The organism is Paenibacillus sp. FSL R5-0912 (assembly GCF_000758605.1).
GTDB lineage: Bacteria > Bacillota > Bacilli > Paenibacillales > Paenibacillaceae > Paenibacillus_AQ.
The window spans coordinates 1-23,198 of record NZ_CP009282.1; the positions used below are offsets into that span (position 1 = coordinate 1).

Below are 23,198 nucleotides of genomic sequence, written 5' to 3' on the forward strand. Positions count from 1 at the left end.
GATAAGATTCAGCAACAACCCATTTTCTTCGACATTTCCACTTCATGGCTGATGCCACATTTGGAAGATTTAAAGGAGTGACAGTCTGTGGACAGCCATACTTCCGAATTATGGCAGCAAATTTTATCGATTATTCAAACCAAACTAAGCAAGCCGAGCTATGACACCTGGTTTAAGGCTACCAAGGCCTTAACGTTTAGCCACCAGGCTCTTATTATCTCGGCGCCTACAACTTTTGCCGTAGAATGGCTGGAAAGTCGCTACACCAAACTGGTAGGAGCAACGGTTTATGAGGTCACCGGACAACAGGTTGACGTCAAATTTGTAATTGAAGAGAACAAACCCTCTGAGCCAATAGTTCAACAAATGGCGACCACTCCCGCAGTTTCACGCGAAGAAGCACAGACGCATTTGCTCAATCCCAAATACACTTTTGATACGTTCGTGATCGGTTCGGGCAACCGTTTTGCGCATGCAGCCTCACTGGCTGTAGCCGAAGCGCCCGCCAAAGCTTACAATCCTTTGTTTTTGTACGGAGGCGTGGGTCTCGGGAAGACTCACTTGATGCATGCCATCGGGCACTATGTGCTGGAGCATAACCCCAACAATAAGGTTATCTACATCTCGTCCGAGAAGTTTACGAATGAATTCATCAACTCCATCCGTGACAACCGCGGCGAAAGCTTCCGTAACAAATACCGCAGTGTTGACATTTTGCTGATTGACGATATTCAATTCCTGGCCGGCAAAGAGTCAACGCAGGAGGAATTTTTCCATACGTTCAATGCTCTTCATGAAGAACGCAAGCAAATTATCATCTCAAGCGACCGGCCTCCCAAGGAGATTCCCACACTGGAAGAACGGCTGCGATCCCGGTTTGAATGGGGATTGATCACCGATATTCAGCCTCCTGATCTGGAGACACGGATTGCGATTCTCCGTAAGAAGGCCAAGGCGGAGAACCTGGATATCCCTAACGAAGCGATGATGTACATCGCTAATCAGATCGACACAAATATCCGCGAGCTGGAAGGTGCACTGATCCGCGTTGTAGCCTATTCATCACTGACAAATCAGGATGTGAATACGCATCTGGCAGCTGAAGCGCTGAAGGATATCATTCCCTCCAGCCGGCCGAAGATGATCACCATGAATGATATTCAGCAAAAAGTCGGCGAATACTACAATTTGCGCATGGAGGATTTCAAAGCACGGAAACGCACGAAGGCTGTTGCTTTTCCAAGGCAGATTGCCATGTATCTCTCACGTGAATTAACGGATTATTCGCTTCCCAAGATCGGTGAAGCCTTCGGAGGGCGCGATCATACGACAGTTATCCATGCCCATGAGAAGATTACGCAGCAATTAAAGGTGGACCAGGAGCTCTATAAAGTGGTAAATAATCTTGCGGAGAAAATTAAAAATCCTTCCTAAGAGGAACAAAGAGCCTATACACAATCTATACACATGTGGGTAGGCTTAATTTTATGCTGTTTAGCGACTTATCCACATAAACGGAGCCCCTACTACTAATACTATTAAATAACTATAATAATTCATCTTCTAAGAGCAGGATTCAAAGAGGTCAAACGTACACCCATTTCCCAATTTTTCAGCTAGGAGTGAAATCATGAAAATCAGCATTCTCAAAAATGAACTCAACGAATCTATAGGCCATGTCTCCAAGGCGATCTCGAGCAGAACAACCATCCCTATTTTGACCGGAATAAAGCTTGAGGTTAGCCACCAGGGAGTAACATTGACGGCAAGCGACACGGATATCTCAATTCAATCCTTCATCCCTGCCGAGAATGACAGCCATACGATCGTAAAAGTGGAACAGCCCGGCAGCGTAGTGCTTCCAGCCAAGTTCTTTGTCGAGATCATCAAGAAGCTTCCCTCCAAAGAAATTCACATGGAAGTCAAAGAGGGCTTTCAAACCTATATCTCTTCCGGATCTACGGAGATTCAGATTGTTGGCCTGGACCCTGAAGAATTCCCTGTTCTGCCAAGCATTGAGGAGAATGAAACCATCTCAATGCCAGGCGATTTGCTGAAGAATATGATTAAACAAACCGCGTTCTCCATCTCTACCCAAGAGACAACACCAATTCTGACGGGTATTCTCTGGAATCTTGCCGATAACGAGTTCAAGTTCACGGCTACCGACCGCCACCGTCTGGCAACAAGAGCAGCACATCTGGAAGGTACAGAGAATGTTCAGTTTGCGAATATTGTTATTGCCGGCAAAACGCTGAACGAGCTCAGCAAAATTATCCCGGATCAGAATATGCTGGTGGATATTGTCGTTGCGGATAACCAGGTCCTCTTCAAAATCGACAAAGTGCTGTTCTATTCGCGGATCCTGGACGGCATTTATCCGGATACTTCTAGAATTATTCCAACCACCTACAAAACAGAACTAACTCTTGATACAAAAAAACTCAGCGAATCGATTGACCGCGCTTATTTGCTATCCCGTGAAGAAAAAACGAACATTGTCCGGATGCAGACTCTTGAGAATGGCGACGTAGAGATTTCTTCCAGCTCATCAGAGCTGGGTAAGGTCCGGGAAGAACTTGAAGTAATTGATTTCAAAGGTGAGCCTTTGCGGATCTCCTTCAACTCCAAATATATGCTTGATGTGCTGAAGGTTGTGGAGAGTGAGCAGCTCGTGATTGCCTTCACCGGCATGATGAGTCCGATTATTCTCAGACCGCTCGACGAGAGCCGCAGCCTGTACGTCATTCTGCCTTACCGCACAACCAATTAATGCCCTGTCCATGGCCTGTGGATAAGTGGTGGAAAGGACAAAAAAGATGAAAAAAATAGTTATCCACAGTGGATATATCAAACTGGACCAGTTTTTGAAGCTGGCAGATTGTGTATCCACAGGTGGTATGGCCAAAGCGCTGCTGCAGGAAGGGCACGTACAAGTGAACGGGGAGAAAGAAGAACGGCGTGGCAGAAAGCTCTACCCGGGTGATAAGATAGAGGTACAGGATAACGGCGTATTCGAGGTTGAAGGCGGCGGAGTCAAAGAGTAGTACACCCAAGGAGGCACAGGGTCTTGTTTGTCAAAAATATCGGTCTGCAGTATTACCGCAACTATGGGCTGCTGCGCCTTACGAGCCTGGGCGATGTAAACCTCATTCTCGGTCAGAACGCCCAAGGCAAAACAAATCTCATGGAGGCTTTGTTCGTCCTGGCGATGACCAAAAGCCACCGTACCTCCAAGGACAAGGAACTCATATCCTTCGATGCTCCTGCAGGTTCCGCACAGATTGTGGCCGAAGTGGAGCGCAAATACGGTGATCTTAAGCTGGAGCTTACCCTGTCACCCCAAGGCAAAAAAGCCAGAATTAACGGACTGGAGCAGCGCCGGCTTAGTGAATTCGTAGGTTCACTGAATGTGGTGATGTTTGCTCCGGAGGATCTCGAGATTGTCAAAGGCACCCCGGGCATCAGGCGCCGGTTCCTTGACATGGAGATTGGACAGGTCCAGCCCAGCTACCTGTTTCATCTGCAGCAATACCAGAAGGTGCTGCTCCAAAGAGGGAATCTGCTGAAGCAGCTATGGGGAAAAGAAGCTGCCGGCAAGGAGCTTCTGGAGATATGGGATGCGCAACTTATAGAGCATGGTGTTAAAATCGTCAAAAAAAGGAAACAATTCATAAAGAAGCTGCAGATATGGGCAGAAAGCATCCATCGCGGCATTACAAACGGCGGAGAAGAGCTCAAACTGCTCTATGTCCCCTCTTTCGGTGAGCGCGAAGAGGAAGATGAAGCTGTCTTATTGGACAAATTTATGTTAAAGTTATCACAAACAAGAGATCAGGAAATCAGGCGCGGCATGACGCTGACGGGTCCCCATAGGGATGACCTGTCCTTTTTTATCAACGGAAGAGAAGCTCAGGTCTACGGTTCCCAGGGACAGCAACGTACGGCAGCTTTATCGCTCAAGCTGGCGGAAATTGAACTGATCCATGAGGAGATCGGAGAGTATCCTGTGCTGCTTCTTGATGATGTTTTGTCCGAACTTGATCCCTATCGTCAGACCCAGCTTATCGAAACATTTCAAAGCAAGGTACAGACCTTCATCACCGCCACCGGTGTAGAGGGACTGAATGCCGATAAATTAAAAGGCGCGAGCCTGTATCATGTGCACGGCGGCACAGTGGAGCTATAAAGAGCGGAGGAAGACCATGTATATTCATTTGGGCGGAGAGAAAATTATTCGATCCTCAGAGTTAATTGCTATATTTGATATATCGATTGAGAAGTCCTCCAAGGTGTCGAAGCAATTTATGACTCATTCCCAGCAGGATAAAAAGCTGGAGCGCATTGGTGAAGAGGAAGCGAAGTCTATTGTCGTCACCAAGAATACTGTCTACTACTCCCCTATCTCCTCCTCCACTCTCAAAAAAAGAGCCAAAATCTTGTTAGAAATATAATGTTTCGGTAGTTACAGGAGATAATCTGAAAGAAGTAGGTGAAGGCATGTCAATGAATCAACCGACATATGATGAGAGCCAGATTCAGGTACTGGAAGGGCTGGAAGCGGTTCGGAAACGTCCCGGCATGTACATTGGCTCCACTAGCGCCAAAGGTCTGCATCATTTGGTCTGGGAGGTTGTCGATAATAGTATCGATGAGGCGCTGGCAGGTTTTTGCGACCGGATTCAAGTGAAAATTCATGAAGATAACAGTGTGACTGTTATTGATAACGGCCGGGGAATACCTGTCGGCGAGAACGTAAAGCTGAAGAAATCCACGCTTGAAGTCGTTATGACTGTCCTGCATGCAGGCGGTAAATTTGGCGGCGGGGGTTACAAGGTTTCCGGCGGTCTTCACGGTGTGGGGATCTCGGTAGTTAACGCACTGTCCGAGAAGGTAGTTGTAACGGTCAAACGTGACGGACATGTCTACCAGCAGGAATACAGACGCGGTGCGCCGCAATATGATATCAAGGTAATCGGCGATACCGAGGAGACAGGGACAACAACAACCTTCCATCCGGATCCGGAGATCTTTACCGAGACCACTGTGTTTGAATATTCCACTCTGCTTACCCGCATCCGCGAGCTTGCCTTCCTGAACAAGGGCATTGAGCTGTCTCTGCTGGATGAACGGACCGGAGTCTCCAATACGTTCAAGTATGACGGCGGTATTGTGGAGTATGTGAAGTATCTCAACGAGAAAAAAGAAGCCCTGCATGATGATCCGATCTACGTGGAAGGCTCACGGGATATGATCGCTGTTGAAGTGGCTCTCCAATATAACGATTCTTATACAGAGAACATCTATTCCTTCGCCAACAATATCAACACCCATGAGGGCGGAACGCATGAATCCGGCTTCAAGAGTGCTTTGACGCGGATTATCAATGATTATGCCCGCAAGGCAGGCGTGATCAAGGACAGCAGCCAGAATCTTACCGGAGATGATGTCCGTGAAGGTCTGACGGCGATTATTTCCGTCAAAATTCCTGAGCCGCAGTTTGAAGGCCAAACCAAGACCAAGCTGGGGAACAGTGAAGTCCGCGGGATCGTCGAATCTCTGTTCGGCGAGAAGCTGCAGGAGTTCCTGGAAGAGAATCCTGCTGTCTCACGCAAGGTGCTGGAGAAGTCGCTGCAGGCTTCCCGTGCCCGTGAAGCGGCCCGCAAGGCCCGTGAGCTGACCCGCCGTAAGAGTGCCCTAGAAGTCAGCGCCCTTCCGGGCAAGCTGGCTGACTGCTCCTCCAAGGATGCGTCGATCAGTGAGCTGTACATCGTCGAAGGTGACTCTGCGGGCGGATCGGCCAAGCAAGGCCGTGACCGTCATTTCCAAGCGATCCTGCCGCTGCGCGGTAAGATTCTGAACGTAGAGAAAGCCCGGCTCGACCGGATCTTGTCCAATGCGGAAATCCGGGCGATTATTACCGCTCTTGGGACTAGCATCAGCGATGATTTCGATCTGTCCAAAGCACGTTACCACAAGGTTGTAATTATGACCGATGCGGACGTCGACGGTGCCCACATCAGAACATTGCTGCTGACGTTCTTCTACCGCTACATGCGGAAGATTGTCGATGCCGGATATATCTATATCGCCCAGCCTCCGCTGTTCAAGATCGAACGCAACAAAGTCATCCGCTATGCGCAGACCGAGAAGGAACGCGATGAGATCATTGCCGGCTTTGGTGAGAACGTCAAAGTAAACGTTCAGCGCTACAAAGGTCTGGGTGAGATGAATGCTGCACAGCTCTGGGATACTACAATGGATCCTGAGAGCCGCACGATGCTGCAGGTAACGATTGAGGATGCGATGCTGGCTGACAGCATTTTCGATACACTGATGGGTGACAACGTTGAGCCGCGCCGTGAATTCATTCAGGAGCATGCCCAATCGGTCAAAAATCTCGACATTTAAGCGTAAGCTGTATAACGAACCTCCGGTTTTCTCCCTTATAGGGGGGACCGGAGGTTTTTTAATGCAGGGAGAGAGTTTTTTGGCGTAACTTTAATGCTTGAGTGTTCGTCTGCGGCGGTAGGTTGGGGACGGGTGGGTGCGTTTCAAACGTCCATAGGCAACAGCATAGCGGTGGATTCTGCGGTAAATGGCTTTGTTCGGAAACATTTTGAAGACGATGATCGAAGGCAGCGTATTAACTTCAAGCAGCCATAGATCATGATGCTGATCCATCGCCACATCCAGTCCGATTTCTTTGAGGCCCGGATAGGCAGTTTCCAGCTGGGACCCGATTCTAACCCCCAGTGATTTCAACTGCTGGATGGTTGCCGTCATTTCTTCAGGCGTCATATGTTCTTTGAACAGGGCATCTACCGAAAAAATGCTGCCTCCATTGTGATAGTTGGTGACCACCTTTTGCGGCGCAGCCACCCGCCCGAGCATGCCTGTAGTCTCCCAGGATCCCTGAAGATTCTTCTGGGTCAATACCCGTAGGTCAAATGGCCGGTCCTGATGCTGAAGCAAATCAATGCCTTGCTGAACGAGATAAGAACGTCCCTTAATCCGCGGCAATAGGGCAGCATGAAGCTCTTCCGGTGTATTGAAGATTTCTGCATCCTTGGCGTATCTCAGAATATACATCAGCTTGGGTTCTGCTGGTGCTTCCGCTTCACATGTTAAAGGTTCTGTTTCCGGTTGGCTTAAATCCGGCTGCTGCTCGCTTGGGCTTAAATGAACTACCCGCTGTTCAGCTCTCATGACTCCGCTGCCGTAGGTGCCGCGGTCCGGTTTGATATATACCGTTCCGTACAGACCCAGCAGCTCTTTCAAATCTTCCAGGGCGTATTTACGTGTTTCCGGAATGAAGACCGAGAGCAGGCGGTTCTGAAGAATGACTTTCGTTTTTGCCCACTTGCTGGACACGCGCTGAATCCTCATTTTCTGCCTCCTTGGGTAGTTGTGCGGTTGCCGGTTTCGCCACAGATGAACGTATATCCGTTTGTTCATCTGTGGCGAATTTTCAGGACAATCTAACTAAACAATGTTATAATATAAGGATATGGGGTTATGCTTTTTTGGACGAAATCAGGGTCATAGAGCCATTCTTCTAGTCTTTACAGTCTATGTACTGAAGACACCAGCGGAAAGGGCGTATATCCTTATCCGTACTAAAAGAAAATCAATATAGAAGATAAAAGGCTATCATGTTTAATTGTGCTGCTTTTGTGAAAGTAATATAATAAAGGGTAGCGGTTTTTAACTGAAGGAGGTCCACCAACTCATGGCTGAACAAAATAACCCGCAAATCAGGGATCGGGACATTGGCGTGGAAATGCGCGAATCCTTTATGGATTACGCAATGAGCATCATTGTAAGCCGGGCTTTGCCGGATGTGCGGGACGGACTTAAGCCTGTTCACCGACGCATTTTGTTTGCGATGTCGGAACTTGGAATGTCCTCGGATAAACCTCACAAGAAATCAGCGAGAATCGTCGGTGAGGTTATCGGTAAGTACCACCCTCACGGTGACTCGGCGGTTTATGAAACAATGGTACGTATGGCACAGGATTTCTCCATGCGCTATATGCTCGTAGACGGCCACGGAAACTTCGGCTCTATTGACGGAGATATGGCAGCTGCGATGCGTTATACCGAAGCGAGGCTGTCCAAAATTGCGGGAGAAATGCTCCGCGATCTGAACAAAGAAACGGTTGATTTCGCTCCCAACTATGACGGTGAAGAGCATGAGCCTGTAGTATTGCCGGCGCGTTACCCTAACCTGCTTGTGAACGGGGTTTCGGGGATTGCGGTCGGTATGGCTACCAATATTCCTCCGCACAATCTGGGCGAGGTCATTGATGGTGTGCAGGCAATGATCAAGAATCCTGAGATTACGCCTATGGAGCTTATGGAATATATTCAAGGTCCGGATTTCCCAACGGCTGGTTATATTTTGGGCCGTGAAGGTATCCGTCAGGCTTACCGCACTGGACGCGGGTCGGTTACTATGCGTGCCAAAGCGACGATTGAAGAGAATAACGGTAAAGCGCGGATTATTGTGCACGAGCTTCCTTACCAGGTCAACAAAGCCAGACTGGTTGAGAAGATTGCTGAATTGGTGCGTGAGAAACGTATCGAAGGCATTACGGATCTGCGTGATGAATCTGACCGTAACGGAATGCGTGTAGTCGTTGAAATGAGACGTGATGTGAATCCTAGCGTCGTGCTCAACAACCTCTACAAACATACCTCCATGCAGTCTACCTTCGGGATCAACATGCTGGCTATTGTCAATAATGAACCGAAGATTCTGAACCTGCGTGATGTGCTGTATCATTATTTGCAGCATCAGATCGAAGTTATCCGCCGCCGGACCGTGTTTGACCTGAAGAAGGCGGAAGCCCGGGCGCATATTCTGGAAGGGCTGCGTGTTGCCCTCGATCATCTGGATGAGGTTATTGCTCTTATCCGTGCTTCACGGACAACAGATATTGCCCGTGAAGGCTTGATGGAGACCTTCAGTCTAAGCGTGGAGCAGGCGCAAGCGATCCTAGATATGCGGATGCAGCGCCTTACCGGTCTGGAACGTGAGAAGATCGAGAATGAATATAACGAACTGCTCGCCAAAATCACTGAATACAAGGAGATTCTGGCTAACGAGCATCTCGTACTGGAGATTATCAGCAATGAGCTGCAGGAGATTCGTGATAAGTACTCGGATGACCGCCGTACGGAAATTACGGTTGGGGAAGAGAGTATTCTCGATGAGGATCTGATTCCGCGTGAAGAGGTTGTAATCACGATTACACATACCGGTTACATCAAACGTCTTCCGGTCAGCACTTACCGCAGCCAGAAGCGCGGCGGCCGCGGGGTGATCGGGATGGACACCAAGGACCAGGACTTTGTGGAGCATCTCTTCGTGAGTAACTCCCACAATTACCTGATGTTCTTCACCGACAAGGGTAAAGTGTACCGGATTAAGGCTTATGAGATTCCGGAGCTCGGACGTACCGCCCGGGGAACGCCGATCATCAACCTGATCCAGATTGAGCAGGGCGAGAAGATTAGTGCGGTAATCCAGGTAGAGGAAGCGGACAGCGACAAATACCTGTTCTTCGCTACCCGTGAGGGAATCGTGAAGAAGACGCCTCTGGAAGACTACAACAACATCCGCAAGGGCGGTCTGATAGCGATCAATCTGCGTGAGGAAGATTCACTGATCGAAGTGAAGCTGACAGATGGAGAGCAGAATCTGATTATCGGTACGGCACGCGGAATGTCGATTACTTTCTCGGAGAGCGATGTCCGTTCCATGGGCCGTAGTGCTACAGGGGTTAAAGGGATCACGCTGGATGACAATGACCATGTCATTGGTATGGACTGCGTAGATAAGGATCTTGAAGTGCTGATCGTAACAACCAAGGGTTATGGTAAACGTACGCCTGCCGGCGACTATCGTTCCCAGACACGCGGGGGTAAAGGCATCAAGACCATTAACCTTACCGATAAGAACGGTCCGGTAGTCGGGCTGAAGGTTGTCAAGACAGATGAGGACCTGATGATTATCACGACCAGCGGTACCCTGATCCGGACCAGTATGGATGGAATTTCTACCATGGGCCGGTACGCACAGGGCGTTAAGCTGATTAACATCCGTGAAGATGATGCAGTGGCTACGCTCTGCAGAGCGGATAAAGAGGAAGATGACTTGTCTGAGCAAGAGGACGGCGAAGAAATTCAAGGTGCAGTAGTGGAAGGCGATGGCGAAATCAGCGAGCCTGAAGCGGAAACTGATACCGGGAACGAAGACGATAGCATCGAATAATCCTTTGCAGCGAAAGCATGAGTTTCTGATTATAGAAGCTCATGCTTTTTTTAATTTTGTAGAATGGGAATCCTCTATCTAGCCGCTTGCCGGGTTCCATACTATAATTAGAGAACTAGAGGTGTCAGAGAAATAAAGGGGCTGAATTTATGCCAAATATATCCGTTGGAGAGATCAAGGCGGGATCAAAGATTATTAAGGATGTAATCACTCCTTTGGGAGGAGTGTTATTCGGTAAAGGCAAGATCATACTTCCGCGGGATATTGAGATTCTCCAAGCTTTTTTGATAGGACAAGTTGAAATTGAGGGAGTTCAGGGAGAGGACAAAGCGCCAGAAGTCTCCAAGCCGCCAGCAAAGCAGCAGACTGCCAAAACAGGTGCACTGATCAATGAATCCGTACTGGCCAAAAGTAATTCTCCGCTTCATGATGAGTATGAGAAAATGCTGGTGCTTATTAAGCAGAGCTATCGTGCAGCAACCGCAGCGGTACTTCCGATTTTTGAATTGCGGAGCCAACTGGAGCTGCTGATCAGCCATTTGAAGGATTATCATGTCCTGAAGTTTGCACCGCGTGTCCTGTTTGACCAGGAGTATAATTATCATAACGCTGTATTGTCTGCCTTAACTTCATATAAAATTGCCCAGTGGTGCGGATATCCGCAAAAGGATTGGATGCAGGCTGCCTTTGCCGGCTTGCTTCATGATATAGGTAACATTAAGGTAGATGAGACTTTGCTACACAAACCGACTCCCCTGACGGGCGCGGAGATAGAAGAAGTACGCAGGCATACCACTTATGGCTACCAGCTGCTGCGTAATGTTACAGCAATCAACGAAGGCGTCAGATTAGCCGCCCTGCAGCATCATGAGAAGATCGACGGTTCCGGTTATCCGCTTAAGCTGGAAGGCACTCAGATTCACTTCTATGCCAAGATTGTTGCAGTAGCTGATATCTTCCATGCCATGACGCTTGAAAAAGCCTACAGAAAGGCTCAGTCGCCTTATCTGGTACTGGAGCAGATTCAGAAGGAGAGCTTCGGGAAGCTCGACCCGGTTATTGTACAAACCTTCATTCAAAAAACAACGGATCTGTATAATGGAACACGGATACGGCTCAGCGACGGGCGTCACGGAGAAATCATCTTCACGGATCGCACTAATCCCACAAGACCAATGGTTCAGGTAGAGGGCAAGATCGTGAATCTGGTCAATGAACGGGAGCTGCATATTCAGGAGATTATCGCTTAGGTGGTAAGCGGGTATGATTTACAGAAGCTATGTCATCTGTGGCTGGCTGTGGCCGGGCGTTTATAAGGAGCATAGCTTTTAAATTTGATTTCAAAATACTGCTTGCAAAAAGAATCTATACATGATATATTCTATTTCTGGCCGCGAAACATCAACGCCGAGCTCGAAAAGAAGTTGAAAAAAAGAGCTTGCATTGATCGGTTGGATGTGATATATTATAAGAGTTGCTGGTGACGCGGTAGTCGTCGCTGACAACGAGCTTGATCTTTGAAAACTGAACAACGAGTGAGTGGGAGATCGCTTCGGCGAGATCCAAAAAAGAGAATGAAAATTCTCGTCAGATGTTTCAAAATGAGCAATCGCTCTTTCTAAAACCAATTTGGAGAGTTTGATCCTGGCTCAGGACGAACGCTGGCGGCATGCCTAATACATGCAAGTCGAGCGGAGTTCATTTGAAAGCTTGCTTTCAAATGAACTTAGCGGCGGACGGGTGAGTAACACGTAGGCAACCTGCCCTCAAGACTGGGATAACTACCGGAAACGGTAGCTAATACCGGATAATTTCTTTCCTCTCCTGAAGAGAGAATGAAAGGCGGAGCAATCTGCCACTTGGGGATGGGCCTGCGGCGCATTAGCTAGTTGGTGGGGTAATGGCTCACCAAGGCGACGATGCGTAGCCGACCTGAGAGGGTGAACGGCCACACTGGGACTGAGACACGGCCCAGACTCCTACGGGAGGCAGCAGTAGGGAATCTTCCGCAATGGGCGAAAGCCTGACGGAGCAATGCCGCGTGAGTGATGAAGGTTTTCGGATCGTAAAGCTCTGTTGCCAGGGAAGAACGTCCGGTAGAGTAACTGCTACCGGAGTGACGGTACCTGAGAAGAAAGCCCCGGCTAACTACGTGCCAGCAGCCGCGGTAATACGTAGGGGGCAAGCGTTGTCCGGAATTATTGGGCGTAAAGCGCGCGCAGGCGGTCATTTAAGTCTGGTGTTTAAACCTTGGGCTCAACCTGGGGTCGCACTGGAAACTGGGTGACTTGAGTACAGAAGAGGAAAGTGGAATTCCACGTGTAGCGGTGAAATGCGTAGATATGTGGAGGAACACCAGTGGCGAAGGCGACTTTCTGGGCTGTAACTGACGCTGAGGCGCGAAAGCGTGGGGAGCAAACAGGATTAGATACCCTGGTAGTCCACGCCGTAAACGATGAGTGCTAGGTGTTAGGGGTTTCGATACCCTTGGTGCCGAAGTTAACACAGTAAGCACTCCGCCTGGGGAGTACGGTCGCAAGACTGAAACTCAAAGGAATTGACGGGGACCCGCACAAGCAGTGGAGTATGTGGTTTAATTCGAAGCAACGCGAAGAACCTTACCAGGTCTTGACATCCCGATGAAAGCATTAGAGATAGTGCCCCTCTTCGGAGCATCGGAGACAGGTGGTGCATGGTTGTCGTCAGCTCGTGTCGTGAGATGTTGGGTTAAGTCCCGCAACGAGCGCAACCCTTGACTTTAGTTGCCAGCAGGTTAAGCTGGGCACTCTAGAGTGACTGCCGGTGACAAACCGGAGGAAGGTGGGGATGACGTCAAATCATCATGCCCCTTATGACCTGGGCTACACACGTACTACAATGGCCGGTACAACGGGAAGCGAAACCGCGAGGTGGAGCCAATCCCAGCAAAGCCGGTCTCAGTTCGGATTGCAGGCTGCAACTCGCCTGCATGAAGTCGGAATTGCTAGTAATCGCGGATCAGCATGCCGCGGTGAATACGTTCCCGGGTCTTGTACACACCGCCCGTCACACCACGAGAGTTTACAACACCCGAAGTCGGTGGGGTAACCCGCAAGGGAGCCAGCCGCCGAAGGTGGGGTAGATGATTGGGGTGAAGTCGTAACAAGGTAGCCGTATCGGAAGGTGCGGCTGGATCACCTCCTTTCTATGGAGAATCGTTTCCTGCAACGGAAACATTCAAATCGGAAGCTAAAGCTTCCACAACGAACCTTAGGGTTCAAACACTCACTCGTTGGTCAGTTTTGAGAGTTTAAGCTCTCATCTTTACCTTGATCCTTGAAAACTGGATACCGAAACGAATTTGCGTTTTAGAACATCTTTTAGCTGAAACTTGTGTAAGCAAGTTGAAATAGTTATTAGTGCAGAACGAAGGTTTTCGATTGTGCAGCGACCTTTGGCTTTGAATGTGTTGGTGAATGGAGCAATCCATGAGCAGTATTCAAAACAAGATGAGCAAGCAAGCGAAACACCGGAGTGACGGTTAAGCTAATAAGAGCACACGGAGGATGCCTAGGCGCCAGGAGCCGACGAAGGACGTGGCGAACAACGAAACTGCCTCGGGGAGCTGTAAGCAAGCTTTGATCCGGGGGTGTCCGAATGGGGAAACCCAGCTGTGGTAATTCGCAGTTACTCGTATCTGAATACATAGGATACGCAGAGGCAGACCAGGGGAACTGAAACATCTAAGTACCCTGAGGAAGAGAAAACAATAGTGATTCCGTCAGTAGCGGCGAGCGAACGCGGAACAGCCTAAACCAAGGGGCTTGCCCCTTGGGGTTGTGGGACGTCTCACATGGAGTTACAAAGGAATATGGTAGGTGAAGAGGTCTGGAAAGGCCCGCGATAGAGGTAAAAGCCCTGTAGCCTAAACTGTGTTCTCTCCGAGACGGATCCCGAGTAGTGCGGGGCACGTGAAACCCCGTATGAATCCAGCAGGACCATCTGCTAAGGCTAAATACTACCTGGCGACCGATAGTGAAACAGTACCGTGAGGGAAAGGTGAAAAGCACCCCGGAAGGGGAGTGAAATAGAACCTGAAACCGTGTGCTTACAAAAAGTCAGAGCCCTATTACTGGGTGATGGCGTGCCTTTTGTAGAATGAACCGGCGAGTTACGTTTAACATGCAAGGTTAAGTCGAGAAGACGGAGCCGCAGCGAAAGCGAGTCTGAATAGGGCGAATGAGTATGTGGACGTAGACCCGAAACCGTGTGATCTACCCCTGTCCAGGGTGAAGGTGCGGTAACACGCACTGGAGGCCCGAACCCACGCATGTTGAAAAATGCGGGGATGAGGTGGGGGTAGCGGAGAAATTCCAATCGAACTCGGAGATAGCTGGTTCTCCCCGAAATAGCTTTAGGGCTAGCCTCGGTGAATGGAGTGGTGGAGGTAGAGCACTGATTGGGTGCGGGGCCCGCAAGGGTTACCAAGCTCAGTCAAACTCCGAATGCCATTAACTTCTTGCCGGGAGTCAGACAGTGAGTGCTAAGATCCATTGTCAAAAGGGAAACAGCCCAGACCATCAGCTAAGGTCCCCAAGTGTGTGTTAAGTGGGAAAGGATGTGGAGTTGCACAGACAACCAGGATGTTGGCTTAGAAGCAGCCACCATTGAAAGAGTGCGTAATAGCTCACTGGTCGAGTGACTCTGCGCCGAAAATGTAACGGGGCTAAACACACCACCGAAGCTATGGCTAGATACTTTGTATCTGGGGTAGGGGAGCGTTGTATGTGGGTTGAAGGTGTACCGTAAGGAGCGCTGGACAGCATACAAGTGAGAATGCCGGTATGAGTAACGAAAAGATCAGTGAGAATCTGATCCGCCGAAAGCCCAAGGTTTCCTGAGGAAGGCTCGTCCGCTCAGGGTAAGTCGGGACCTAAGGCGAGGCCGAAAGGCGTAGTCGAAGGACAACAGTTTGAAATTACTGTACCACCGTAATCCGCTATGAGCGATGGGGTGACGCAGGAGGGTAGTGACGCGGACTGATGGATATGTCCGTCTAAGCAGTGAGGCTGATGTGTAGGCAAATCCGCACATCAATAAGGCTGGGCTGTGATGGGGAGCGAAAATTGTAGTAGCGAAGGTCATGATCTCACACTGCCAAGAAAAGCCTCTAGCCAGGAGAAGGTGCCCGTACCGCAAACCGACACAGGTAGGCGAGAAGAGAATTCTAAGGCGCGCGGAAGAACTCTCGTTAAGGAACTCGGCAAAATGACCTCGTAACTTCGGGAGAAGAGGTGCCTCGGTAGGGTGAATAGCCCGAGGGGGCCGCAGTGAAAAGGCCCAAGCGACTGTTTAGCAAAAACACAGGTCTGTGCGAAGCCGCAAGGCGAAGTATACGGGCTGACGCCTGCCCGGTGCTGGAAGGTTAAGGGGAGTGGTTAGGGGCAACCCGAAGCTGTGAACCGAAGCCCCAGTAAACGGCGGCCGTAACTATAACGGTCCTAAGGTAGCGAAATTCCTTGTCAGGTAAATTCTGACCCGCACGAATGGCGTAACGACTTGGGCGCTGTCTCAACGAGAGATCCGGTGAAATTTTAATACCTGTGAAGATGCAGGTTACCCGCGACAAGACGGAAAGACCCCATGGAGCTTTACTGCAGCTTGATATTGAATTTGGGTACGATCTGTACAGGATAGGTGGGAGCCGTAGAGGCAGGAGCGCAAGCTTCTGCGGAGGCGCCGTTGGGATACCACCCTGATCGTATCTAGGTTCTAACCTAGTACCCTAAGCGGGTACGGGGACCGTGTCAGGCGGGCAGTTTGACTGGGGCGGTCGCCTCCTAAAGAGTAACGGAGGCGTTCAAAGGTTCCCTCAGAATGGTTGGAAATCATTCGCAGAGTGCAAAGGCATAAGGGAGCTTGACTGCGAGACCTACAAGTCGAGCAGGGACGAAAGTCGGACTTAGTGATCCGGTGGTACCGCATGGAAGGGCCATCGCTCAACGGATAAAAGCTACCCTGGGGATAACAGGCTTATCTCCCCCAAGAGTCCACATCGACGGGGAGGTTTGGCACCTCGATGTCGGCTCATCGCATCCTGGGGCTGAAGTAGGTCCCAAGGGTTGGGCTGTTCGCCCATTAAAGCGGTACGCGAGCTGGGTTCAGAACGTCGTGAGACAGTTCGGTCCCTATCTGTCGTGGGCGCAGGAAATTTGAGAGGAGCTGTCCTTAGTACGAGAGGACCGGGATGGACGTACCGCTGGTGCATCAGTTGTTCCGCCAGGAGCATGGCTGAGTAGCTACGTACGGACGGGATAAGCGCTGAAAGCATCTAAGCGTGAAGCCCCCCTCAAGATGAGATTTCCCAACTAGTAAGACCCCTTGAAGACGACGAGGTAGATAGGTTGGAGGTGGAAGTGCAGCAATGCACGGAGCTGACCAATACTAATCGGTCGAGGGCTTATCCAAATTTCTTAGAGCGCAGATTCGTTTCGGATTCAGTTTTCAGGCGATCAAGCCTGTACGCCATGAAATTCATTCACACATCCGTGATGAACCGAATTTCAAGCGGCAGCGTCTGTTTCACAGACGCATGTTTGGTGGCGATAGCGGAGGGGTTCCACGCGTACCCATCCCGAACACGACCGTTAAGCCCTCCAGCGCCGATGGTACTTGGACCGAAGGGTCCTGGGAGAGTAGGACGCCGCCAAGCACATGAGCCATTGTTGAGCAATCGACAATGGCTTTTTTGTATATATATTGAGAAAAAGAGGGCAAATAAGCAGAAACCATATATAAAACGCTTACAAACGAGTGACATTTTTGTTACCGACGTGTCGATAGTTCCAAGTATAATAGAAAAGTGCAAATATTAAGCAGAGGCCTTAATACGAATGAACTACAGATAAATTCTAACTTTGAATTTTCTTGCGTCTTTAGATGCATGGTAGAGGTAAGGAGGATTTAAGGTATGAAGCGAACCCAACCTTTATGGATATTAGTTATTCTTTGTATAGTTGGAGTTATGCTGGCCGGCTGCGGAGCGAAGGAGCCGGCCTGGGAGACTTTTGACGGTGCGCTCAATGAGAAAAGCTTTCCCGTTCCTAAAGAAGCCAGTTCCCCCGACAGGACCACTACGAACGTGGCCATGGATTATGTAAGATACTCTTTGCCCGGGCTGAAAGAGAAGAAGGGTGTACCTGAGCCTTATCTGGAGGAGATCAAGGCATGGGGATGGGAAGAGCAGAGTAATGAGGATTCAGGAAGCTCGCGCGTTTTTCAGAAGGAAGGACTTATTGTACACTTAACCGTGCATGATGGCTACTTCATTGTAATGATCCCGAAGGAAAAGAAAGTCACCACCAAAGGATTAAAGAGCAAATAAAAAAATCGCCGTCCGTATAGGGATGGCGATTTTTTTGTGTGGGATGCAAGTTGAATATGCGCCCGTATGTATGATTGCATAAGATTATTGGGCGTAATAGGAGGCATCAGACGGATTAAATTTCAGCATGCCGTCTTTCGCTTCGCTGCGCAGCCGCAGAAGGGTATACAGGCGGGGCAGCAGCAGCCATAGATGGCATATTACTAAAGATGCGGTAAATGCAGGCGGTGCCCAGACGATAAAGAGCGCTGTGATGCAGAGACCGATCCACAGGTTATGCATTTGTACTTTGCTGAAGATGCCATAGTTGATATATTGATCAGGCATATAACCGGGCCAGGGCAGGTGCAGGGACATTTTCCACCGTTTTACGATAGGGTGTCCGGAGATCAGCAGAACTGAACGCGAAATGACATATTGAATCCACAGCATTACGGGTCCGGCAATAATCATGAACAGAATGCTTAGCCAGGATAGGAAAACTGTTTCCAGTACAAGGAACACAAAAGGAAGCGCAATATAGACCCGCAGCAGGGATGCGGAAATATTAATTTTTTTGATAAGCTTGTATTGATAGAATGTAGCAGCGCCTTTAGTGTTTGGTTCCATAAAGAAATTTCAGACCTCCTCACAAGTTCTCATGTTATTAATATCGGCCTAACCGTGCGATTTATTAAACCCGGGATCAGATACACCGATTGGGCATTAGGCGAATATATATATTTCAGGCTATGAAGGATTAGGAAAAAACTATGAAAAGGTTTAAAATGATAGAAGGTGTACCATACTGATCTTAAAAGAGTCAAGGTGGGATGATTATGGAACAGCAAACCGGGCAGGCCTGCATCATCTGCGGGCAAGTAAAGGAAGAAGGCATTGTGATTGTCTCGCATTTCATCTGTGAGGATTGTGAGAGTGAGATGGTGCGTACAGAGGCGGAAGATGCCAAGTACCGTTTTTTCATCGGCCGGATGAAGAAGATCAATCTGCAGAAGAATGCTTAACCCGAGAGCAGCAGCAACAATTTACAAGTAAGTATATAAAGAGCGGGCGGTGGATGTGTGTCGCGTTGGCTGCAAATAAAAGGGTTTCTCTAACGGTTTCTCCGCCAGGGTCTGGTGTGGGAGCCGTTTTGTTGTTTCAGGAAGACTTTGTGCATAATAATAGGCGTTTGGGTATATTTGCGTTAAAATAGAAGGTAACCCCCAGGGAAGGAAGAACAAATGAACAATTTACAGCCTGGCAGGGCACCTGTATACGAAATGCTGGAACAATATAAACTTAAGGGTAATATATCTTATCATGTGCCGGGGCACAAGAATGGCGAAGCTTACCGGAATACCGGCGGTGCAGGGTATCTGGCTGACGTGATGCGCTATGATGCGACAGAGATTACCGGAACGGATGATCTTCATCATCCTGAAGGGGTAATTCAGGAGGCTCAGGAGCTGGCGGCGGATTGTTTCGGCGCAGAGGAGAGCTTCTTTCTGGTAGGCGGCAGCACATCAGGCAATCTGGCACTTATTCTGACCGTTTGCTACGAGCCGGGGATGCTGCTTATCCTGCAGCGCAATGTCCACAAATCTGTAATCCACGGACTGATGCTGGCCGGGGCACAGGCCGTTTTCTTGGAGCCGCAGATTGATCCAGGCAGCGGGCTTGCGGTTGCACCGGCGGTAGAAACGGTCCAGGCTGCACTGGCGGCTTATCCGGAGGCTGCCGCGGTACTGGTTACTATGCCGAATTACTACGGCATGGGCAGCGATCTTGCGCCCCTCGCGCAGGCCTGTCACGACAGCGGGATTCCGCTACTGGTGGATGAGGCGCACGGGGCGCATTACGGGCAGCACCCGGCGCTGCCAGCCGGGGCGCTTGCCAGAGGCGCGGACGGCGTGGTGCAGTCCACGCACAAGATGCTGACGGCGCTGACGATGGGCGCCATGCTGCATGTGCAAGGGCCATGGCTCGACCGTGCGCTGCTTCGCCAGCGCCTCGCCATGGTGCAGAGCTCCAGCCCATCATACCCCGTGATGGCTTCGCTCGATCTGGCCCGGCGGCTGCTGCACAGCCAGCGCGCCGGTGCCTTCACGGCGGGGCTTGCCGCCGTGGACGTCCTGCGGCGCGGCCTGGCTGTGCTGCCGCGCTTTGGTCTGCTGCAGCCGGCCGTGCCGCTGCAGCGCACCTGCGGCGGTGCTGACGCCGCAGAGACAGATACGCCGCCGCAGCACGGGGCGGCGTACGGGACACAGGACCCCTTTAAGGCCGTCATTTATGACGCCGCCGGGGTCCTGGGGGGCTTCGAGCTGCAGCGCAGGCTCGAAGAAAGAGGAATCGTGCCGGAGATGAGCGACGACCGGCACGTGGTACTGGCTTTCAGCCTCGGCTCGAAGGCAGAGGATGCAGCGGTGCTGCTGGAGGCGCTGCGGGATATCGCGGCGCAGACAGCCTGCGGGGTGCCGCAGAGGAGCGGCACGGGGTCAGCTTTTGATTCTGGATGCGGCCTTGCTTCTATTTCCGATGCTACAGCAGGCTCTGGCTTTGTCCTTAATTCTGCCCCTATCGTAGAGTCTCAATCGGATTCCACCTCCAGGACCATACTGGCGGCTGCATCATACAATAAGGGGGAAGAGGCTATGTCAGCCTTTTCCAGCCTAAATTCCACGTGGAACAATTTCAGCACATCGCTGATCTCAGCTCCGGTCCGGTTCTCCACGAAGCCGGTTGCTGCTAGGGAGACAGAGAGTATAACGCTTGAAGCAAGTGCGGGCAGGGTGGCGGCCGAAATGGTTATTCCCTATCCGCCCGGAATACCGCTGCTTTATCCCGGAGAGATCATAACAGAGTCCATATGCGGCAGGCTGGGCAGCCTCCGCGCTGGCGGGGCTAAATTTCAGGCCTGTGCCGATCCCGCCTTACAGCATATTAAGGTATACAACATTCAGAAGGGCGGAGAAGTATAAGTGAAGCGCGAAGGTTTCTTCATTACTCTGGAGGGAGGCGACGGCTCCGGTAAAACAACCGTACTCGGCAGAGTAGCGGCTTATCTGCAGAATCATTCCATGCCCTACTTAATCACCCGCGAACCGGGCGGAATTGAAATCGCCGAGAAGATCCGCTCCATTATTCTGGACCCGGCCCATACGGCTATGGATGCCCGGACAGAAGCCCTATTATACGCGGCAGCAAGAAGCCAGCATCTGGCGGAAGTAGTCGAGCCTGCACTGCAGGAGGGGATTACTGTGTTATGTGACCGATTTGTAGACAGCAGCCTGGTCTATCAGGGTTATGCAAGAGGACTCGGCATCGAGGAAGTGTGGGGAATTAACCGGTTCGCGACCGGCGGCAGGATGCCTGACCTTACCTTCTATCTTGATGTTGATCCTGAGGTGGGGTTGTCTCGGATAGCAGCTAATCAGAACCGGGAAGTCAATCGTCTGGATCTGGAGAGCCTTGAATTTCACCAGAAGGTTAAGGCGGGTTACCAGCTTGTGGTGGATTCCGATCCGCAGCGGATTGTTGTACTTGATGCCAACCGCCCGATCCATATGGTGGAGCAGGACATTGTACAGACACTGAAAGACCGGATATTAAAGGATTTCTAAGAGGTTTTGTCAAATAAACAATAGAGGTATAATGATTACACACAGACCTGAAGCAGGCTAGCGCAGCTGCGAGGAACTCTGTGATCACACAACATGCAGGAGGGGAAACGAAGATGAATTTGATCATTGCAATTATCCAAGATAAGGACAGCAACCGGCTATCCAGTGAACTAGTCAAAGCGAATTTCCGTGCAACCAAGCTGGCCAGTACAGGCGGATTTTTGCGGGCGGGGAACACCACTTTTCTGATTGGGGTAGATGATATTCAGGTTGATGCAGTACTGAGTGTAATCCGCAACAGCTGTAAAGTACGTGAACAATTGGTCACACCTGTAACACCGATGAGCGGTACGACAGATTCATATTTGCCTCTTCCCGTGGAAGTTCAAGTAGGCGGAGCTACAGTATTCGTCCTTCCGGTTGATCGTTTCGAGCATTACTAACGCATAATATAGCAATAAACCATAGGGGCGGTAGATACCTTTGAAGATCAACCCGGGCTACAGGCCCTTAAAAAGTGAATTGTCGACCACGGAAGCTGACCGGCGGCCTGTTCAGCAAAAGAACTTCACCGATGTATTTCAACAGCAAAGTGAGCAAAAAACAATAGATGAACTAAACCGCCAGATTAAAGATATCCAGCAGCAAGGCGACCGGCTCTCTAAATCCATGACCGTCCGTGAACTGGCGATCTACCGGAACATGATCAAACGGTTCCTGGAGGAGACCGCCCGCCGCGGAGTGATCCTGAAGGAGACCAAGGGCTGGGACCGACGCGGCCGGGGCAAACGCTACAAGCTGCTGGATGAAATTGATGCCGCTCTGCTGAATATGGCAGATGATCTGCTGGACAGTGAGCAGGGCAGGATTGATCTGCTCGGACGGGTCGGAGAGATCCGAGGACTGCTGATTAATCTTTCGTTCTGACAAACTTGGAGGAATATATGTCTTTTCATGAACTATTAGGCCAGGAGGATGCCAAGCGGCTGCTTCAAAATGCCTTGCGTAAGGACGCTGTAAGTCATGCCTATCTGTTCACTGGTCCGCCAGGGAGCGGCCAGGTCAGAATGGCTATGACGTTCGCCCAAGCGATATTCTGCACGAAGTGCAAGGATGATGCCTGCGGGGAATGTCTGGAGTGCCGTAAGGTGGAGCATGGCAACCATCCCGATTTATCGTTGCTGCGGCCCGATGGGGCGAGTATCAAGATTGACCAGATCCGCGAACTTCAGCGTGTTTTTTCCTACCGCTCGGAAGGAATTAACCCGAAGGTTTATATTATAGAAGGAGCGGACAAAATGACGGTGCAAGCCGCCAACAGTCTGCTGAAATTTCTGGAGGAGCCTCCTGCTCCTGCGGTAGGAATTCTGATCTCTGATAACAGCAGTTCCCTGCTGCCGACGATCCAGTCCAGAACCCAGCGCATTCCGTTTAGTCCGCTTCATCCGGATATTATGCTTCAGGCGCTGTCCAGTGAAGGGGTTCCGGTGCCGCTGGCACGGTGCGCGGTATCACTGACTGCAGGTCTTGACGGCTGCAGGGAACTTTTGGCACAGAATTGGTTTGCAGAAATGAGAAATCTAGTGTTACAATTAGCAAAGGAGTCTTTGGGCAAAGGCAGCTCCGCAGTAGCAACTGCAGGGCAGAAGGTGTTCAAGACCGGGCTAGGTGAACATTTGGATATTCTATTCAGCATGTTTCACTTATGGTTCAAAGATATGCTCTACTTCCTGTACCGAAAGCACGAAAGTATCGTTTTCATAGATCAGTTAGACTTCATTTCCAGGGCTGCCCGTCAGCGGAGTACGGAACAATGGGTAGCTTACATGGAATTTGCGGTGGAGAGCAAGCGCAGGCTCCGCTCCAATACCAATACCCAGTTGTGTTTGGAGCAGTTCTTAATCCGGTTGGAAAGTTAACAGGCCGGGTTATTTATGATAAATCCTCCGGATAA

At 50.3% G+C, this 23,198-nt stretch carries 17 protein-coding genes and 3 rRNA genes; 18 read left to right on the plus strand and 2 right to left on the minus strand.

Translation table 11 applies throughout. The annotated features are described in order from the left end of the window. Positions 1–87 precede the first annotated feature (87 nt). From dnaA to gyrB, 6 genes are all read left to right on the plus strand, one after another. On the plus strand, positions 88–1,434 hold the full coding sequence (gene dnaA, locus R50912_RS00005) for a chromosomal replication initiator protein DnaA (protein WP_042231376.1): 1,347 nt from the start codon (positions 88–90) through the stop codon (positions 1,432–1,434). Positions 1,435–1,630: 196 nt separating this feature from the next. After that, positions 1,631–2,773: a DNA polymerase III subunit beta gene (gene dnaN, locus R50912_RS00010; protein ID WP_039295747.1), complete on the plus strand. Its 1,143-nt coding sequence runs from the start codon at positions 1,631–1,633 to the stop codon at positions 2,771–2,773. A 46-nt stretch (positions 2,774–2,819) separates the two neighbouring features. Then, positions 2,820–3,047: a S4 domain-containing protein YaaA gene (yaaA, locus tag R50912_RS00015; RefSeq protein ID WP_039295744.1), complete on the plus strand. Its 228-nt coding sequence runs from the start codon at positions 2,820–2,822 to the stop codon at positions 3,045–3,047. 23 nt (positions 3,048–3,070) lie between these two features. Further along, on the plus strand, positions 3,071–4,189 hold the full coding sequence (gene recF, locus R50912_RS00020; protein WP_042231378.1) for a DNA replication/repair protein RecF: 1,119 nt from the start codon (positions 3,071–3,073) through the stop codon (positions 4,187–4,189). 16 nt (positions 4,190–4,205) lie between these two features. Further along, a complete protein-coding gene (remB, locus tag R50912_RS00025; protein ID WP_039295738.1) occupies positions 4,206–4,454 on the plus strand; it encodes an extracellular matrix regulator RemB in 249 nt (82 codons plus the stop codon). 46 nt (positions 4,455–4,500) lie between these two features. Next, positions 4,501–6,411 (plus strand): DNA topoisomerase (ATP-hydrolyzing) subunit B, encoded by a 1,911-nt coding sequence (gene gyrB, locus R50912_RS00030; protein ID WP_042132667.1) that lies wholly within the window; start codon positions 4,501–4,503, stop codon positions 6,409–6,411. 90 nt (positions 6,412–6,501) lie between these two features. Here gyrB and R50912_RS00035 read toward each other — a convergent pair whose 3' ends face one another. Continuing rightward, positions 6,502–7,389 (minus strand): YheC/YheD family protein, encoded by an 888-nt coding sequence (locus R50912_RS00035; protein WP_042231381.1) that lies wholly within the window; start codon positions 7,387–7,389, stop codon positions 6,502–6,504. 343 nt (positions 7,390–7,732) lie between these two features. Here R50912_RS00035 and gyrA point away from each other — a divergent pair, with 343 nt between their 5' ends. From gyrA to R50912_RS00065, 6 genes are all read left to right on the plus strand, one after another. Continuing rightward, positions 7,733–10,279 (plus strand): DNA gyrase subunit A, encoded by a 2,547-nt coding sequence (gene gyrA, locus R50912_RS00040; RefSeq protein ID WP_042231383.1) that lies wholly within the window; start codon positions 7,733–7,735, stop codon positions 10,277–10,279. A 149-nt stretch (positions 10,280–10,428) separates the two neighbouring features. Continuing rightward, entirely contained in the window at positions 10,429–11,529 is a 1,101-nt protein-coding gene (locus R50912_RS00045; protein WP_042231385.1) for an HD-GYP domain-containing protein, read from the plus strand. 376 nt (positions 11,530–11,905) lie between these two features. Beyond that, positions 11,906–13,463, plus strand: a 16S ribosomal RNA gene (locus tag R50912_RS00050). 334 nt (positions 13,464–13,797) lie between these two features. Beyond that, positions 13,798–16,726: ribosomal RNA gene (locus R50912_RS00055) — 23S ribosomal RNA — on the plus strand. A 127-nt stretch (positions 16,727–16,853) separates the two neighbouring features. Beyond that, positions 16,854–16,970: ribosomal RNA gene (gene rrf / locus R50912_RS00060) — 5S ribosomal RNA — on the plus strand. The 16S, 23S and 5S rRNA genes sit together here, the layout of an rRNA operon. A 258-nt stretch (positions 16,971–17,228) precedes the next feature. Beyond that, positions 17,229–17,642 (plus strand): hypothetical protein, encoded by a 414-nt coding sequence (locus tag R50912_RS00065; protein ID WP_042231394.1) that lies wholly within the window; start codon positions 17,229–17,231, stop codon positions 17,640–17,642. Between the two features lie 84 nt (positions 17,643–17,726). Here R50912_RS00065 and R50912_RS00070 read toward each other — a convergent pair whose 3' ends face one another. After that, entirely contained in the window at positions 17,727–18,251 is a 525-nt protein-coding gene (locus R50912_RS00070; RefSeq protein WP_042231396.1) for a hypothetical protein, read from the minus strand. A 209-nt stretch (positions 18,252–18,460) separates the two neighbouring features. Here R50912_RS00070 and R50912_RS00075 point away from each other — a divergent pair, with 209 nt between their 5' ends. The 6 genes from R50912_RS00075 (at position 18,461) to holB (ending at position 23,163) form a co-directional block, all read left to right on the plus strand. Continuing rightward, positions 18,461–18,646, plus strand: coding sequence for a sigma factor G inhibitor Gin (locus R50912_RS00075; RefSeq protein WP_042241246.1), 186 nt, complete (start codon positions 18,461–18,463; stop codon positions 18,644–18,646). A gap of 219 nt (positions 18,647–18,865) precedes the next feature. Then, a complete protein-coding gene (locus R50912_RS00080; RefSeq protein WP_042231398.1) occupies positions 18,866–20,602 on the plus strand; it encodes an aminotransferase class I/II-fold pyridoxal phosphate-dependent enzyme in 1,737 nt (578 codons plus the stop codon). Continuing rightward, a complete protein-coding gene (tmk, locus tag R50912_RS00085) occupies positions 20,603–21,244 on the plus strand; it encodes a dTMP kinase (protein WP_039305713.1) in 642 nt (213 codons plus the stop codon). A gap of 113 nt (positions 21,245–21,357) precedes the next feature. Next, a complete protein-coding gene (locus R50912_RS00090; protein ID WP_036723983.1) occupies positions 21,358–21,687 on the plus strand; it encodes a cyclic di-AMP receptor DarA in 330 nt (109 codons plus the stop codon). Positions 21,688–21,727: 40 nt separating this feature from the next. After that, positions 21,728–22,171 carry a YaaR family protein gene (locus tag R50912_RS00095; protein WP_039305718.1) on the plus strand — a complete coding sequence of 148 codons (444 nt, stop codon included), beginning with the start codon at positions 21,728–21,730 and terminating at the stop codon, positions 22,169–22,171. A 17-nt stretch (positions 22,172–22,188) separates the two neighbouring features. Then, the gene (gene holB, locus R50912_RS00100; RefSeq protein ID WP_042231400.1) at positions 22,189–23,163 is read left to right on the plus strand and encodes a DNA polymerase III subunit delta'; all 975 of its coding nucleotides are present in this window, start codon (positions 22,189–22,191) and stop codon (positions 23,161–23,163) included. Positions 23,164–23,198: the final 35 nt, after the last annotated feature.